The organism is Sandarakinorhabdus rubra (genome assembly GCF_010994245.1).
In the GTDB taxonomy this organism is placed as follows: domain Bacteria; phylum Pseudomonadota; class Alphaproteobacteria; order Sphingomonadales; family Sphingomonadaceae; genus Sandarakinorhabdus; species Sandarakinorhabdus rubra.
This window is the reverse complement of the sequence record NZ_WMHO01000047.1, coordinates 1-14,285: the sequence shown is the minus strand read 5'-3', so window position 1 is coordinate 14,285 and position 14,285 is coordinate 1. Positions and strand designations below refer to the sequence as shown.

Below are 14,285 nucleotides of genomic sequence, written 5' to 3'. Positions count from 1 at the left end.
CGCTGGGACCGATCGCGGCGGTGCCCACCCAATGGCGGCCGACGCGCTCCTGCCCGGGCGGGTCGATCACCGCGCTGATCCGGCTGGAGGGCGCCAATGCCGGCCTGGCCGATGTGGCGGTGAAGCCGCTCAGCCCCGGCATCAGCGTGCGCCCGCTGGACGAGGACGCGCCGACCCCGGCCGAGAGCCCGTCGGCCAAGGGCTGTTTCGCGCACACATGCCGGCTGTTGACCCTCACCGTTGCGGCCGATGCCACCGATCCGGCCCGGCTTGAATTGGCGATCGCCGATGGCGCGCGGCTGGTGGTCCCCGTACCGCTGACCACCCATTGCCCGGATTCGGCGGCGCGCGCCGCGCTGCTGGCCCAGCCCTGACACAAACTCGGTGCATGGTTTGCACCGCCCCCGGCCATCGGCTAAGGGCGGCGCTTGTCCCCCTAGCCAGCCGAATCCGGAGCCTGCCCGTGGCCTATCAATATGCGTTCGTGATGAAGGGTTTGTCGAAGACCTATCCCGGCGCCAACAAGCCCTGTTTCAAGGATATCACGCTGTCGTTCCTGCCGGGCGCCAAGATCGCCATCATCGGCCCGAACGGCGCCGGCAAGTCGACGCTGATGAAGGTGATCGCCGGCATCGACAAGGAGTTCCAGGGCGAGGCCTGGGCGGCCGAGGGCGTGAAGGTGGGCTATCTGCCGCAAGAACCGCACCTGGACCCGACCAAGGACGTGAAGGGCAACGTGATGGACGGGGTGCGCCCCGTTGCCGACCTGGTGGACCGCTTCAACGCGATCAGCGCCGAAATGACCGATCCCAAGGACGATACCGATTTCGACAAGCTGCTCGAGGAAATGGGCACGCTGCAGGAAAAGATCGACGCGGTGGATGGCTGGACGCTCGACAACCAGCTGGAAATCGCCATGGACGCGCTGCGCTGCCCGCCGGGGGACAGCGGCGTCGAGAAGCTGTCTGGCGGTGAAAAGCGCCGGGTGGCGCTGTGCAAGCTGCTGCTGGAAAAACCGGAAATCCTGCTGCTCGACGAGCCGACCAACCACCTCGACGCCGAAAGCGTGTCATGGCTGGAAAACCATCTGAATGAATACAAGGGCATGGTGATCCTGGTGACCCACGATCGCTATTTCCTTGATAACGTGGTGAAATGGGTGCTCGAACTGGATCGCGGCCGGGCCATTCCGTTCGAAGGCAACTATTCCGACTGGCTGGAAGCCAAGCAGAAGCGGTTGGCCCAGGAAGAGCGCGAGGACGCCAGCCGTGAAAAGGCCATCAAGCAGGAGCTGGAGTGGATCCGCGCCAGCCCCAAGGCCCGCCAGACCAAGAGCAAGGCGCGCATCAAGGCCTTTGACGAGCTGGTGGAAAAACAGGCCAACCGCCGCCTCGGCGAAGCCCAGATCCTCATCCAGGTGCCCGAACGGCTGGGCAACAAGGTGATCGAGGCGAAGAACCTGACCAAGAGCTATGGCGACAAGCTGCTCTTCGAGAATCTGTCGTTCAGCCTGCCGCCCGGCGGGATCGTTGGCATCATCGGCCCGAACGGCGCCGGCAAGACGACGCTGTTCCGCATCATCACCGGCCAGGAAACGCCCGACAGCGGCGAGATCATCATCGGCGACACGGTGAAGATGGCCTATGTCGACCAGAGCCGCGATGCGCTCGATCCCAACAAGAATGTCTGGGAAGAGATTTCCGGCGGCAACGACAAATTCTATTTCGGCAAGAACGAGGTGCTGACCCGTGCCTATGTCGGCGCCTTCAACTTCAAGGGGCCGGACCAGCAGAAGAAGGTGGGCCTCCTGTCGGGCGGTGAACGCAACCGCGTGCACATGGCCAAGATGCTGGTGAAGGGCGGCAACGTGCTGCTGCTCGACGAGCCGACCAACGACTTGGACGTCGAAACGCTGCGTGCGCTGGAAGAGGCGCTGGAAAGCTTTGCCGGCTGCGCCGTGGTGATCAGCCACGATCGCTTCTTCCTCGATCGCCTCGCCACGCACATCCTCGCCTTCGAAGGCGACAGCCATGTCGAATGGTTCGAAGGCAACTTCGAGATGTACGAGGAAGACAAGCGCCGCCGCCTGGGCGATGCGGCCGACCGGCCCCACGCGCTGACGTACAAGAAGCTGACCCGCTAGCGGCAGCGCGGCCAGCGCGCGTGCCGCGCGCGGGCGTCGGCCGGGCTGCGGGTCCCATCGAATTATTACTTCGATGGGACCCGCTGGCGGCTGGCCATCAGGCCAGCCGAACAGCTTCGACGGCGTGGCTCTGCCACGCTCCTTCTCGCTACTCTTCCTAAACTGAAGCGGATTTGACGGCTCCGCCGCCGGCCGCGCCCTTCACGGCGCCACCCACGCCCCCGCCCAGCCATCGGCCGCCCTGAAGACCGCCCGCCGATGGCCGCTGTTGGCCAGGTGCAGCCAGTCGATCGCCTGCACCCCCACCCACAGCGTCGCAAAATTGGCGCGGGCCGGCACGATCTGCTCCGCCGTCGGCTGCTGGCCCTCGATCCACGCCGGCAGGCCAGATGAGGGGCCGGGCAGGGGGGTGCCGGGGGCCTGTTCGGCCAGATAGCAGCGGCGCGCGAACAGGGTGGACTGGTTCCAGATCCCATCCACTGTCTCGCCATCGGCCAGCACGCGGGCGGTGCCGCTGATGCGCAGCTGCACCTGCTCTTGCGGGTGATAGGCCAGCACCGCCACCGCCCGGCCATCGGCCTGCGCCACCTTCGGGCTGCGCGCATCGGTGTGGAACCGCAATGTGCCCGACACCGGATCGGCCTTCCTCAGCACCATCACCCGGGCGTGCGGCAGGCCATGCTCGTCCACGCTCGCCACCACCGGCGTGTGGACGGGGCTTTTCCTGTCCGCCCCGCCGCGCACCAGCAGGCTCCAGGCGTGGGCCAATATGTCGGGCAGCGAGTCTGCGGGTCTCACCTTGGTGGCCTCACTTCAGTTCCACAATCGCTTCCACCTCCACCGGGATGCCGCGTGGCAGGCTGCCGGCGCCGGCAGCGGTGCGCGGTGCCTTGCCGGCATCACCGAAGGCCGTCACCATCACTTCCGAAAAGCCATTCATCACTGCCGGGTGATCGGTGAAATCGGGCGTCGCATTGACCAATCCCATCACCCGCACCACGCGCTTCACCCGGCTCAGCTCGCCCAGTTCCGCCTTGATCGAGGCCAGCATGCACAGTGCCACGCTGGCGGCGTTGGCCTTGCCGGCGGCAACATCCATGGTGGCACCCAGCTTGCCGGTCGCCTTGATCGGACATTCGGTGTGGCCGGCGAGGAACATCAACTTGCCGACGCGGGCGGTGGGCACATAGAGGCCGATCGGTGCGTTGGGCGGCGGCAGCGCCAGGCCGGCGGCGGCCAGCCGCTGCTCCGGGGTTTCGGCGGCAACCGGTGCGGCAAACAGGGCGAGAGCGAAAAGGGCAGCGCGCATGGGAAGGGACTCCTTGCCGGAAGGGCTGACCCCGGCCTAGCATCCCGCGTGCATCACACCAACAGGGGGCGGCCATCCATGGTTCAGGCAGCAAGCAAGCACCTGCCCGGCTTCGCGCACGAGGACCGGCCGACCGCCGCCGACAGCGATCCTGCCGCACTGGGCTGGATGACCGGGCATCCGGTGCCGGCGGCGCGCCAGGTGCGCTGGGACGATGGCACGATGTGGCATTTCCCGCAGCTGCGCTGGTCCTTCTCACACTGCCGCGACCTGGTGCCCAGCGCCGGCATCCCGCGGGGCCCCGCGGTGCGCCCACTGCCCGTGGCCTCACGCGATGACCTGGATGACGTGACGCTCACCACGCTCGACGGGCAGGCCATGAGCTGGCGCCAGGCGCTGGCCGCCACTTACACCGATGCCATCCTGGTGCTGAAGGACGGCGCGGTGGTCTATGAACGCTGGTTCGGCGTCACCACGCCCGCCACCCAGCATATCCTGTTCTCGGTGACAAAAAGCTTCGTCGGCACGCTGGCCGAGACGCTGATCGACGAGGGCCGGCTCGATCCGCACGCGCGGGCCGATGCCTATGTGCCCGAACTGGCCGGATCAGGGCTGGGCGATGCCAGCATCCGCCAGATCCTCGACATGCGCACCGGCCTCGCCTTTTCCGAGGACTATGTACCCGGCGCGGGCGGGCTGACCGATGTCCAGCGCATGAGCCTGGCCGGCGGCTGGATGCCGCGCCAGCCCGGTTATGACGGCCCGGAAGGGCATCACGCCTTCGTGGCCAGCCTGGGCAGGAATGCCCCCCACGGCGGCGATTTCGTCTATCGCACGCCCAACACCCAGGCCCTGCAATGGGTGATCGAGCGGGTGACCGGCGACAGCCTCGCCACCCAGATCGGCCAGCGTTACTGGCAGCGGCTGGGTATGGAGGCCGATGCCGCCATCGGCGTTGACCGCATTGGCACGGCCTTTGGCGGCGGCGGCCTGATGGCGGGCCTTCGCGACATGGCGCGGTTCGGCGAGATGATGCGGCTGGGCGGCACCTGCGATGGCAACGTGATCGTGCCGCCGGCGGCCGTGGCGCGCATCTTTGCCGGCGGCGACCCGGCGGCCTTTGTGGCCACCCGCTATCCCGGCAACCTGGATGGCAATTATGGCAGCCAGTGGTGGCATCGCGCCGGTGGGCAGCTGATGGCCATGGGGGTGCACGGCCAGGGCATCTATGTCGACAGAGCCGCCGGCGTGGTGATCGCCCGGGTGGGCAGCCACCCGGTGGCCAGCAACCGCGGCAACATGGCCGTGACCATGCCGGCCTATGACGCCATCGTGGCGGCGCTGGCCGGCTGACAGGCGATCAGCGCGCGGCGTTGACGATCGGTGGTGCCGCCGGATCGAGCCGGGCCAGCGCCCGCCGGGCGACGCCCGGCAGGCGATCGGACGGCAGCGCCAGCAGCTCCGCCGACAGCCGCGCCGCATCGCCGCAATAGCGGGCACGGTTGGGCAGGTTGGCAAAGCGGTTGTAGAGCCGGGTCATCGCCACGTCGTGTCGGGCAATGCCGGCCTTGCCATATTGCTTGCCGTAACGCGCCTGTTCGGCGGCATAGGCTTCGTTCAAGATGCTGCGATGTTGCTTCAATATCTTATTATAATTATCTGAAAGAGAGCGATTTCCACATTGCAGCGCAGCGACATTGAGGCCGCCGCGCAGCGCCCAGATCATCTCGGCAGTGGCGGCTTCGTCGGGGCCGGATATCAGCTGCTCTGCAACCGCCGGCGGCGCCGTGGGCCGGATCGCCGTGGTAGCAACTTGAGGCGGCGGCGGCGGTGCCGGATTGCTGGCACAGGCGGCCAGCCCCAGTGTAGCGCCAAGCATCATCAAGCGCCGGCCTGCCGACGCCATGCCCATCGTCCTGTCCATCCCGATTCCTCCCGAACCCAAAACGACCAATGCGCTATTAAGCACCAGAGCCTTTTCCATTGGCTTAACGGCGGTCGCAGCGATGGGCAGGTGTTGCCGGGCAGTCGATGACCCAATCCGGAGCAGCTATGCCGCCTGCGGGTTGCCGGCTCAGGCGGCGACGACCGCCAGCCGCTTCCGGCGTGCCATCGTGCCGACGCCTGCAAAGCCTAGCAACAACATGGTCCAGGATTGCGGTTCTGGCACGCCGCGGATGGGTGCGGCAGGTCCGAAGTTGAGCGCCGCATTCTGCGCGCCAATGAAGTCACCAACATCGTTTGGGCCGGGATTGGTGTCCCCAAAGCCCAGATCAAACCGCGCCTCGTTGGTTTCCGGGTCATAGAAGCCGGTGAACTTGTAGAATTCATAACGCCGGATCACCGACTCGGCGGCCTCGCCAACGGGGGCTGCATCGCCATTCTCCAGAATGCCCGACAGCGGGTTGCCGCGTTCCTTCTGCAACAGTTGCCATTCGATTTCGGTGTTCTGCGCCGCCTGCTCCAGGAAGGGGTTGCCGCGCAGCAGGTCTTCCAGTTCCACCGCGCCTTCGACTTCAGTGGTGAACACCTTGGCCCATATCGCGGTGCCGAAATCGAAATCGATTGGGTCCGGCGCCTCGATCCTGGCTTCCACCACCGGTGGCGGTGCCGGGTTGCCAGGCACCGGCGCCTGCGGAGTGACCGTCCAGGTGGGCGCCAGAACAAATGAGGTGGCATTGATCAGGACAGACGAACCAGGTGTGGCCTCCACCAGCCAGCTGTATGTCGTCTTGGTCGGATTGGCGCTCAGGCCAACACCGAAGTGATCGCAGGGTGTCGACGGGCCATAGCCGGAACCGCCGGTCCAGCAGCTTTCGCCCGGCGTGGAGTAGACGCCCGATGGCGTCCCGATCCAGCCCGACGGATCGCCAGACAGATCAGCGCGATAGGTGACGCGCACGCCAGAACTCGTGCCGGTGCTGTAACTGGTGATCGTCGGCGCGCCATAACGTTCGACCGTCTCGGGAAATCCTCGGCCCGGTCCGCCAAACGTGTCGGTGACGTCCAGGATGTTGATCCCTTCAAGCTCGATCTCGAAGCCGTGGGCAACGCTGCCGGTGTCGTTCACCGCATCGAAATTGCCGAGCGAGCCGAAGATGGTCGTGGCAGCCGTCGGCGCCGCTACCATCACCACCGCCGTTGCGGTCAACGACACGAGCCACCTGGTCTGCATCTCATCACTCCTTCCGGCCGAGTGCCGATTCGTGATCCGATGCCCATGGCGATTACGCCCGATCGCGCGGTGAACACATAAGGGGAAACCGAAATTCCGGAACAATTTCTCCTAGTTTCTCAATATGATAATCATTTGCAAAATACATTCTCGACGCCCTGAGGTCTTCTGGCGGCGTCGGTCACCCTTGCTGCTTCTCCCGCGCGGCAGCAATGCGGGCCTTCCAGTCGGCCGGGCCGGTCTGGTGCACGCTGGTGCCGTTGGAATCGACCGCAACTGTGACCGGCATGTCCTTGACTTCGAACTCGTAAATCGCCTCCATGCCGAGGTCCTCGAAGGCCACGACGCGGCTCTTCTTGATTGCCTTGGCCACCAGATAGGCCGCCCCGCCCACCGCCATCAGATAGGCGGCCTTGTGGCGCTTGATCGCCTCGATGCCGGTGGGGCCGCGTTCGGCCTTGCCGATCATCGCAATCAGCCCGGTCCTGGCCAGCATCGTTTCGGTGAATTTGTCCATGCGGGTGGCGGTGGTGGGGCCAGCGGGGCCCACAACCTCGTCGCCCACCGGATCGACGGGGCCAACATAATAGATGACACGGTTGGTGAAATCGACCGGCAGCGTCTCGCCCCGGGCCAGCATGTCGACCATGCGCTTGTGGGCGGCATCGCGCCCGGTGAGCATGCAGCCGCTCAGCAACAACCGGTCGCCGGGCTGCCAGCTGGCCACTTCGGCCGGGGTGAGCCGGTCGAGATTGACCGGCTTCGCCGCCTTGTCGGGCGTCCAGTTCACCTTGGGCCAGGCATCCAGATCGGGCGGTGGCAAATAGGCCGGGCCGGCGCCGGTGAGGGTGAAGTGCGCGTGGCGGGTGGCGGCGCAGTTAGGGATCATGGCGATCGGCTTCGATGCAGCGTGGGTCGGCGTGTCGAGGATCTTCACGTCGAGGACGGTCGACAACCCGCCCAGCCCCTGCGCGCCAATGCCCAGATCGTTGACCGCATCGTGCAGCTCGATGCGCAGCTCCTCGATCGGCGTCCGGGCCCCGCGCGCCTTCAGCTCGGCCATGTCGATGGGCTCCATCAGCGCTTCCTTGGCCAGAATCATCGCTTTTTCCGCCGAGCCGCCGATGCCGATCCCCAGCATGCCGGGCGGGCACCAGCCGGCGCCCATGCCGGGCAGCGTGTTGACCACCCAATCGCGGATGGAATCGGAAGGGTTGAGCATGGCAAAGCGGGCCTTGTTCTCCGAACCACCGCCCTTGGCGGCCACGGTGATGTCCACCGCGTCGCCCGGCACCATCTCGACATGGACAACGGCGGGCGTGTTGTCGCGCGTGTTCACCCGGGTGAAGGCGGGATCGGCGACGATTGAGGCCCTGAGCTTGTTGTCCGGGTGGAGATAGGCGCGGCGCACTCCTTCGTTGATCATTTCTGCCAATGTTCGCGTGGCTTGCCAGCGCACGTTCATGCCCACCTTGACGAAGGCGACCACGATTCCCGTGTCCTGGCAGATCGGGCGATGGCCTTCCGCGCTCATCCGGCTGTTGGTGAGGATCTGGGCAATGGCGTCGCGTGCCGCCGGCGATTCTTCCAGCGCATAGGCCCGGCCCAGCGCGGTGATGTAATCGATGGGGTGATAATAGCTGATGTACTGGAGCGCATCGGCGACGGATTCGATGACGTCTTCCTCGCGGATCACGGTCATGAAAATCTCCTTGCAGGGGCCGCTGGTGGGTCCGTCTTGGTGAGGCGGATTGTTGCAGTTCGGCCACGGTTGGTCGCCATCAGGATAGGCACAGCGGCTCGCTGCGTCCAGTTGGCCGCATTGCAGGCTCGGGGCAAATTCGGGGCCGGGATGAGCAATTGCGGCCAAGCCGTTGAGCCGTCTGTGCTGGCCGGACGGCGCGAAATGGGCTGTGGACGACTCCAGCCGATTCAGACGTTTCGCGGCGTCAAGGCGTGAATTGGGGCTTGCGCGCGGAATCGGCTGTGGCACTATCCGTTGCGTATCGCAGCCAGCCAGCCACAAGGTCTGGTGGTTGTGAACGGGGGACGAGCAGGAGGTCGGGCTGGGCTTCCTGTGGATATCGGGGATAAGCATTGCTGCGGCAAACAAGTGCGTGACCCCGATTTGTTCCCCTCGTATGATGAGGGGCGATGAACAACGATGAGCGAGTTTCGTATGACTGACAGCGGCTCTGGCCTCACCACGGCCGACCGGCTTGATCCGGCTGCGGCTGGCGATGCCGCGGGTGATGCCCTGGTGGCGAGCCTGGCCGCCGGCGTGCTGGCCCAGGCAAGTGCGGCTGCGGCTGCCGCCAAGCCGGCGCGCCCGGGCAGCAGCGAGATCCTGCCGTGGAAATTCCCGGTGACGGTCGATCGCAGCCGCGACGCGCTGCTCACCGATTTCGGCAAGGACACGCTGGACGACCGCTATTTGCTGCCCGGCGAATCCTATCAGGACCTGTTCGCCCGCGTGGCGGCGGCCTATGCCGACGATGCAGATCACGCCCAGCGCCTCTATGACTATATCAGCCGGCTGTGGTTCATGCCGGCAACGCCGGTCCTGTCCAACGGTGGCACCGGGCGCGGCCTGCCGATCAGCTGCTATCTGAACAGCGTGTCCGACAGCCTGGAAGGCATTGTCGGCACCTGGAACGAGAATGTCTGGCTGGCGGCGCGCGGCGGCGGCATCGGCACCTATTGGGGCCGGGTGCGCGGCATCGGCGAGCCGGTCGGCCTCAACGGCAAGACCAGCGGCATCATCCCCTTCGTGCGGGTGATGGACAGCCTGACGCTGGCGATTTCGCAGGGCTCGCTGCGGCGGGGCTCGGCGGCCTGCTACCTTGATGTGTCCCACCCGGAGATCGAGGAGTTCCTGGAGATCCGCAAGCCGTCGGGCGATTTCAACCGCAAGGCGCTGAACCTGCACCACGGCGTGCTGATCACCGACAAGTTCATGGAAGCGGTGCGCGACGGCACCAGCTTCGATCTCGTCAGCCCGAAGACCGGCGAGAAGCGCGCCGAGGTCGATGCCCGCGCGCTGTTCACCAAGCTGGTGGAAACCCGGCTGGCAACGGGCGAGCCCTACATCATCTTCATTGATGAAGTGAACCGCACCATGCCCAAGCACCAGCGCGACCTGGGGCTGAAGGTGTCGACCTCCAACCTGTGCTCGGAAATCACCCTGCCCACGGGGCCCGACCACCTGGGCCAGGACCGCACGGCGGTGTGCTGCCTGTCCTCGCTCAACATCGAGACGTGGGACGAATGGCACGACCAGCCGCTCTTCATCGAGGATTGCATGCGCTTCCTCGACAATGTGCTGCAGGATTATATCGACCGCGCCGAGCCGGCGATGCACCGGGCTGCCTATGCCGCGATGCGCGAGCGTTCGGTGGGGCTGGGTGTGATGGGCCTGCACAGCTTCTTCCAGGCGCGCGGCCTGCCGTTCGAAAGCGCCATGGCCAAGAGCTGGAACATGAAGATCTTCAAGCATATCCGCGCGGCAGTGGACCAGGCCTCGATGAACCTGGCGGTTGAGCGCGGGCCCTGCCCGGACGCCGCCGACATGGGGGTGATGGAGCGCTTCTCCTGCAAGATGGCGATCGCGCCGACGGCCAGCATCTCGATCATCTGCGGTGGCACCTCGGCCTGCGTCGAGCCGATCCCGGCCAATGTCTATACCCACAAGACGCTGTCGGGCAGCTTCGTCGTCAAGAACCCCTATCTGGAAAAGCTGCTGATCTCGAAGGCGAAGAACAGCGATGCGGTGTGGAGCTCGATCCTCGAGCGCGGCGGCTCGGTGCAGCATCTCGAGTTCCTGACGCCCGAGGAGAAGGCCACCTATCGCACCGCCTTCGAGATCGACCAGCGCTGGCTGATCGAACTGGCTGCCGACCGCACGCCTTATATCGACCAGGCGCAGTCGCTGAACCTGTTCATCCCGGCCGATGTCGAGAAGTGGGACCTGCTGATGCTCCACTACCGGGCGTGGGAACTGGGCATCAAGTCGCTCTATTATCTCCGCTCGATGAGCGTGCAGCGCGCCGGTTTCGCCGGCGGCGTGGAAGCCGACAACACCAGCGAAGCGCCGGTGTTCCAGGTCGAGCGCAAGGACTATGACGAGTGCCTTGCTTGTCAATGAGCTCGCCCCGCCCGCCCGCGGGGCAGTACACCGGCCGGGATGCTGCCCGGCCGGAGGGTGAGGGGGCCGTGGCCAGGATTTCCACGACTCATGGCCAGGGCCCCCTCCCAACCGCTTTTCGCCCAACGCTTTTCCGTAGGCGTATGTCAGGCCGGCGCGTGTTGCTAATGCCGGCCCGTGTTGCGAACAGCGCCTCCGGCGGCGCCATAGTCTCCGGCGGTCGTTGCGCGTCGCAGGCCCGTTGGCGTTCCGCGCCCCGTTCGTTCCGGCGTGCAGCGCTGCTGCCGGCCGGAGGCGATTTTCCGCTTCGCCGCCAGGCATAAGTCCCGCATCATTCCCGCTGCCCCCATTGTCTTCAGTCAGGATCGAGTAAAATGCCCCTTCTTCAAGCCTCCAAGTCGTACAAGCCCTTCGAATATCCCTGGGCCTATGACTTCTGGAAACGCCAGCAGCAGATCCACTGGATGCCCGAAGAGGTGCCGCTGGGCGAGGATTGCCGCGACTGGGCCCAGAAGCTGACCGATCACGAGCGCAACCTGCTCACCCAGATCTTCCGCTTCTTCACCCAGGCCGATGTCGAGGTGCAGGATTGCTACCACGACAAATATGGCAGCGTGTTCAAGCCCACTGAAATCAAGATGATGCTGACCTCGTTCTCCAACATGGAGACGATCCACATTGCGGCCTACAGCCACCTGCTCGACACGATCGGGATGCCCGAAAGCGAATACAGCGCCTTCCTCAACTACAAGGAAATGCGCGACAAGCATGATTACATGAACACCTTCGGCGTGGGCAGCAACGAGGATATCGCGAAGACGCTGGCCATGTTCGGCGGCTTCACCGAGGGCCTGCAGCTGTTCGCCAGCTTTGCGATGCTGATGAACTTCCCGCGCTTCAACAAGATGAAGGGCATGGGCCAGATCGTGTCGTGGAGCGTGCGCGATGAATCGCTGCACTGCGAAGGCATCGTGAAGCTGTTCCACGCCTTCTGCGCAGAAACCGGCGTGCTGACGAGCCGCATCCGCGACGACATTGCCGACGTGTGCCAGCGCACCGTGCGCCTGGAAGATGCGTTCATCGACCTGGCGTTCGAACAGGGCCCTGTATCCGGCATGGCGCCCAAGGATATCAAGCGCTACGTCCGCTACATCGCCGACTGGCGCCTCAAGCAGCTGGGCCTGCAGCCGATCTACATGATCGAGGAGCACCCGCTGCCCTGGCTGGCGCCGCTGCTGAACGGGGTCGAGCACGCCAACTTCTTCGAAGCCCGCGCCACCGAATATTCGAAGGCCGCCACCAAGGGCGACTGGAACGAAGTGTGGAGCGCCTTCGACGCCCGCAAGGCCGCCCGCGCTGCCAGCACCGCCGCGCCGGCCAACAGCGACGACGCACAGGGCGGGCTGCTCGGGGTGGCTGCGGAGTAAGCCTCAGGCCCGGCGCAGCTGGCCGCCCAGTCGCGGCAGCAGCTGCGGCACGCGGGCCGCGTAGGCTTGGTAGCTGTCGGGGAAGGCGTCGCGGAGGACCTGTTCCTCGTGGCCGATCCGGCGATACTGCAGGGCGAACTGCACGGCGCCCAGCAGCACCGCCGGCCACGACCAATGGGCAATCACGATGCCGACGGCGGTGAGCGCTTCGGTGAGATAGAGCGGGTGGCGCACGATGCCATAGGGGCCGCTGGTGACGAGTTCACGCGCGGTCGGCGCAATCGAGAAGGCGCGCCCCAAGTGGAGCAGGGCGTAGATCGAGCCGGCAAGGCCCACGGCCATCAGCGTGATGCCCGCAAGGCGCGCCAGCATCGGTGCTTCGCCGGCCGGCAGCGCCACCAGGCCCATCAGCGCGAAGGTGCCGGCGACAGCGGTGATGCGCGGTTCGATGCCGGCGGGGCCATGGCTGGCCGGCAGGCGGCGGATGGTCATCGCCACCACCAGGGCTAGGAAGGCCAGGGACAGGAGATCCTGCAACAACCGCAGCGACCAGAAGGCATCGCCGCCGCTGCTCGCCATCATGGCCGCAAAGCTGTTCACCTTCGTCATCAGCAGCACCGAGAACAGCGCCAGCATGGTCAACTGGCCGAAACGGTCTTCGAGGGCAGCGCTCATTTGACAGGCTCCAGTGTGTGGGCGCGGGTGAAGGGCGAGACGAGGGCAACGGGATAGAAGGCCGGCACCGGATCGGGGATGCCGTAGCAGGCGGGCGCGTGGCCTGGCCTCAGCAACGTTCCGAACAACTGATCGAGGAACACCAGTTGGGCGCCGAAATTGGCCGGGCGCGCGTCCCGCGCATGGTGCCAGTGATGATAATGCGGGCTGGCGAAGACATGCTCCAACGGACCGAGGCGCAGCCGCACGTTGCTGTGGATGAGGTGCGCCTGCACGAAATAGCTGGCGCCCCAGATCGCGATGGCCTCGACCGAAAAGCCCAGGACCAGCAGCGGCAGCAGCGACGCGAGGTTGGTGGACGCGACATCCAGGGGGTGGGCCCGGTGCGCGGCCAGCCAGTCGAGATCGGCAATGCTGTGGTGGACGGCGTGGATGCGCCACAGGAACGGTACCGTGTGGCACAGGCGGTGCACGGCATAGAAACCGAACTCGGCCACAACCAGCGCCAGCGGCACCTGCAGCCACAGCGGCAGTCCACCGATGGCGTGGGGCACCGCCGCTGGCAGCAGCGCCTTCAAGGGCGCCGGCAGCAGCGAAACGGCACCGGCCATGATGATCATGATCGGAAGCGGATTGACGATAAAATAGACAAGATCATCCAGAAAGCGGCGGCGCAGCACCGGCTGATCGTGGCGCAGCGGGATCAGCCGCTCCAGCGGCAGCAGCACCAGCAGCAGCACCATGAAATGCCAGGGCTCGTAATAGGGCACGCGTACTTTCCGCCATTGAGAACAGGCGCTGATTTATCAGACAGTTCTCGCCAAGTGATTAACGCTCATCCCAGCTTGCGCCCCATCCACACCACGCGCCCGATCACCGAGATGGCCGCCGGGTCGCAATCGGGCCAGGTGGGATAGGCATCATTGTCGGAGCGGATGGTGAGGCGGCGGGTGGCCGGGTTCAGCGACAGGCGCTTGACCAGCAGCGCATCATCGACGCGCAGCACATAAATGCCATCGTGTGAGGGATGGGACTCGTTGGTGTCGATCAGGATCTGGTCGCCGTGGGCCAGCGTGGGCAGCATCGAATCGCCCTCCACCGCCAGCACGGCCAGGCATTCGGCCGGGCTGCCCGACAGGCCGCGCACGAAGCCGGACTGAAAGGCGATGCTGGCCACCGGCACTTCGGACGCGGGCAGGGCGCCCGGCCCGCGGCATCGCCCCGCTGTCCACGGAGGTTCGCGATGCGTCCGCGCTGTGATCAGGTGCAAGCGGCCATCCTGCGCGCCGCTGCCGCCGTTGCGGCGCCCCTGGGCGCCCGCCTGGTGATCGAGGAGCTGCGCAGCCGTGACTGGGCCAGCCTCACGCTCACCGGCGCCCGTCACGAGCTTGACGTGCGCCTCGACGGCCCCG

Annotated in this window: 13 protein-coding genes; 5 read left to right on the top strand and 8 right to left on the bottom strand. The window is 65.8% G+C overall.

Features of this window, described 5'->3' with window-relative positions:
- Nucleotides 1-374, top strand: a 374-nt coding sequence (locus GJV64_RS04720; RefSeq protein ID WP_164156124.1) for a hypothetical protein, incomplete at its 5' end; no start/stop codon positions are given.
- An 89-nt stretch (nucleotides 375-463) separates the two neighbouring features.
- The gene (gene ettA / locus GJV64_RS04715) at nucleotides 464-2,143 is read left to right on the top strand and encodes an energy-dependent translational throttle protein EttA (RefSeq protein ID WP_164156123.1); all 1,680 of its coding nucleotides are present in this window, start codon (nucleotides 464-466) and stop codon (nucleotides 2,141-2,143) included.
- Nucleotides 2,144-2,344: 201 nt separating this feature from the next.
- Here ettA and GJV64_RS04710 read toward each other — a convergent pair whose 3' ends face one another.
- Together GJV64_RS04710 and GJV64_RS04705 are read right to left on the bottom strand one after the other, a co-directional pair.
- A complete protein-coding gene (locus GJV64_RS04710) occupies nucleotides 2,345-2,941 on the bottom strand; it encodes a pyridoxamine 5'-phosphate oxidase family protein (RefSeq protein ID WP_235927598.1) in 597 nt (198 codons plus the stop codon).
- Between the two features lie 10 nt (nucleotides 2,942-2,951).
- A complete protein-coding gene (locus GJV64_RS04705; RefSeq protein WP_164156122.1) occupies nucleotides 2,952-3,452 on the bottom strand; it encodes a RidA family protein in 501 nt (166 codons plus the stop codon).
- A 78-nt stretch (nucleotides 3,453-3,530) separates the two neighbouring features.
- On the opposite strand from GJV64_RS04705, the gene GJV64_RS04700 reads away from it, so the two are divergent.
- The gene (locus GJV64_RS04700) at nucleotides 3,531-4,805 is read left to right on the top strand and encodes a serine hydrolase domain-containing protein (RefSeq protein WP_164156121.1); all 1,275 of its coding nucleotides are present in this window, start codon (nucleotides 3,531-3,533) and stop codon (nucleotides 4,803-4,805) included.
- Nucleotides 4,806-4,812: 7 nt separating this feature from the next.
- On the opposite strand, the gene GJV64_RS04695 is transcribed toward GJV64_RS04700, so the two are convergent.
- The 3 genes from GJV64_RS04695 to GJV64_RS04685 all read right to left on the bottom strand — a co-directional run bounded on the left by GJV64_RS04695 (nucleotide 4,813) and on the right by GJV64_RS04685 (nucleotide 8,329).
- Entirely contained in the window at nucleotides 4,813-5,334 is a 522-nt protein-coding gene (locus GJV64_RS04695; protein WP_164156120.1) for a hypothetical protein, read from the bottom strand.
- A 192-nt stretch (nucleotides 5,335-5,526) separates the two neighbouring features.
- Nucleotides 5,527-6,732 carry a PEPxxWA-CTERM sorting domain-containing protein gene (locus GJV64_RS04690; protein ID WP_205599528.1) on the bottom strand — a complete coding sequence of 402 codons (1,206 nt, stop codon included), beginning with the start codon at nucleotides 6,730-6,732 and terminating at the stop codon, nucleotides 5,527-5,529.
- Nucleotides 6,733-6,808: 76 nt separating this feature from the next.
- Nucleotides 6,809-8,329, bottom strand: a complete 1,521-nt coding sequence (locus tag GJV64_RS04685) for a fumarate hydratase (protein WP_164156119.1) — start codon at nucleotides 8,327-8,329, stop codon at nucleotides 6,809-6,811.
- A gap of 462 nt (nucleotides 8,330-8,791) precedes the next feature.
- Between GJV64_RS04685 and GJV64_RS04680 the strand changes: the two genes are divergently transcribed.
- Nucleotides 8,792-10,771 (top strand): ribonucleoside-diphosphate reductase subunit alpha, encoded by a 1,980-nt coding sequence (locus tag GJV64_RS04680; RefSeq protein ID WP_205599527.1) that lies wholly within the window; start codon nucleotides 8,792-8,794, stop codon nucleotides 10,769-10,771.
- 374 nt (nucleotides 10,772-11,145) lie between these two features.
- Nucleotides 11,146-12,198 carry a ribonucleotide-diphosphate reductase subunit beta gene (locus GJV64_RS04675; protein WP_164156118.1) on the top strand — a complete coding sequence of 351 codons (1,053 nt, stop codon included), beginning with the start codon at nucleotides 11,146-11,148 and terminating at the stop codon, nucleotides 12,196-12,198.
- A 3-nt stretch (nucleotides 12,199-12,201) separates the two neighbouring features.
- Here GJV64_RS04675 and GJV64_RS04670 read toward each other — a convergent pair whose 3' ends face one another.
- The 3 genes from GJV64_RS04670 to GJV64_RS15570 all read right to left on the bottom strand — a co-directional run bounded on the left by GJV64_RS04670 (nucleotide 12,202) and on the right by GJV64_RS15570 (nucleotide 14,050).
- The gene (locus GJV64_RS04670) at nucleotides 12,202-12,873 is read right to left on the bottom strand and encodes a methyltransferase family protein (protein ID WP_164156117.1); all 672 of its coding nucleotides are present in this window, start codon (nucleotides 12,871-12,873) and stop codon (nucleotides 12,202-12,204) included.
- Nucleotides 12,870-13,643 carry a sterol desaturase family protein gene (locus tag GJV64_RS04665; RefSeq protein ID WP_164156116.1) on the bottom strand — a complete coding sequence of 258 codons (774 nt, stop codon included), beginning with the start codon at nucleotides 13,641-13,643 and terminating at the stop codon, nucleotides 12,870-12,872. Before GJV64_RS04665 ends, GJV64_RS04670 begins: the two co-directional genes overlap by 4 nt.
- A 65-nt stretch (nucleotides 13,644-13,708) precedes the next feature.
- Nucleotides 13,709-14,050 (bottom strand): S24 family peptidase, encoded by a 342-nt coding sequence (locus GJV64_RS15570; protein ID WP_235927597.1) that lies wholly within the window; start codon nucleotides 14,048-14,050, stop codon nucleotides 13,709-13,711.
- Between the last annotated feature and the right edge of the window lie 235 nt (nucleotides 14,051-14,285).

Bases quoted from the DNA above. Each gene is read 5' to 3' on its own strand.
- GJV64_RS04685 (WP_164156119.1), bottom strand. From the start codon at position 8,329: ATGACCGTGATCCGCGAGGAAGACGTCATCGAATCCGTCGCCGATGCG.
- GJV64_RS04670 (WP_164156117.1), bottom strand. From the start codon at position 12,873: ATGAGCGCTGCCCTCGAAGACCGTTTCGGCCAGTTGACCATGCTGGCG.
- GJV64_RS04700 (WP_164156121.1), top strand. From the start codon at position 3,531: ATGGTTCAGGCAGCAAGCAAGCACCTGCCCGGCTTCGCGCACGAGGAC.
- GJV64_RS04680 (WP_205599527.1), top strand. From the start codon at position 8,792: ATGAGCGAGTTTCGTATGACTGACAGCGGCTCTGGCCTCACCACGGCC.
- GJV64_RS04695 (WP_164156120.1), bottom strand. From the start codon at position 5,334: ATGATGCTTGGCGCTACACTGGGGCTGGCCGCCTGTGCCAGCAATCCG.
- GJV64_RS04705 (WP_164156122.1), bottom strand. From the start codon at position 3,452: ATGCGCGCTGCCCTTTTCGCTCTCGCCCTGTTTGCCGCACCGGTTGCC.
- GJV64_RS04675 (WP_164156118.1), top strand. From the start codon at position 11,146: ATGCCCCTTCTTCAAGCCTCCAAGTCGTACAAGCCCTTCGAATATCCC.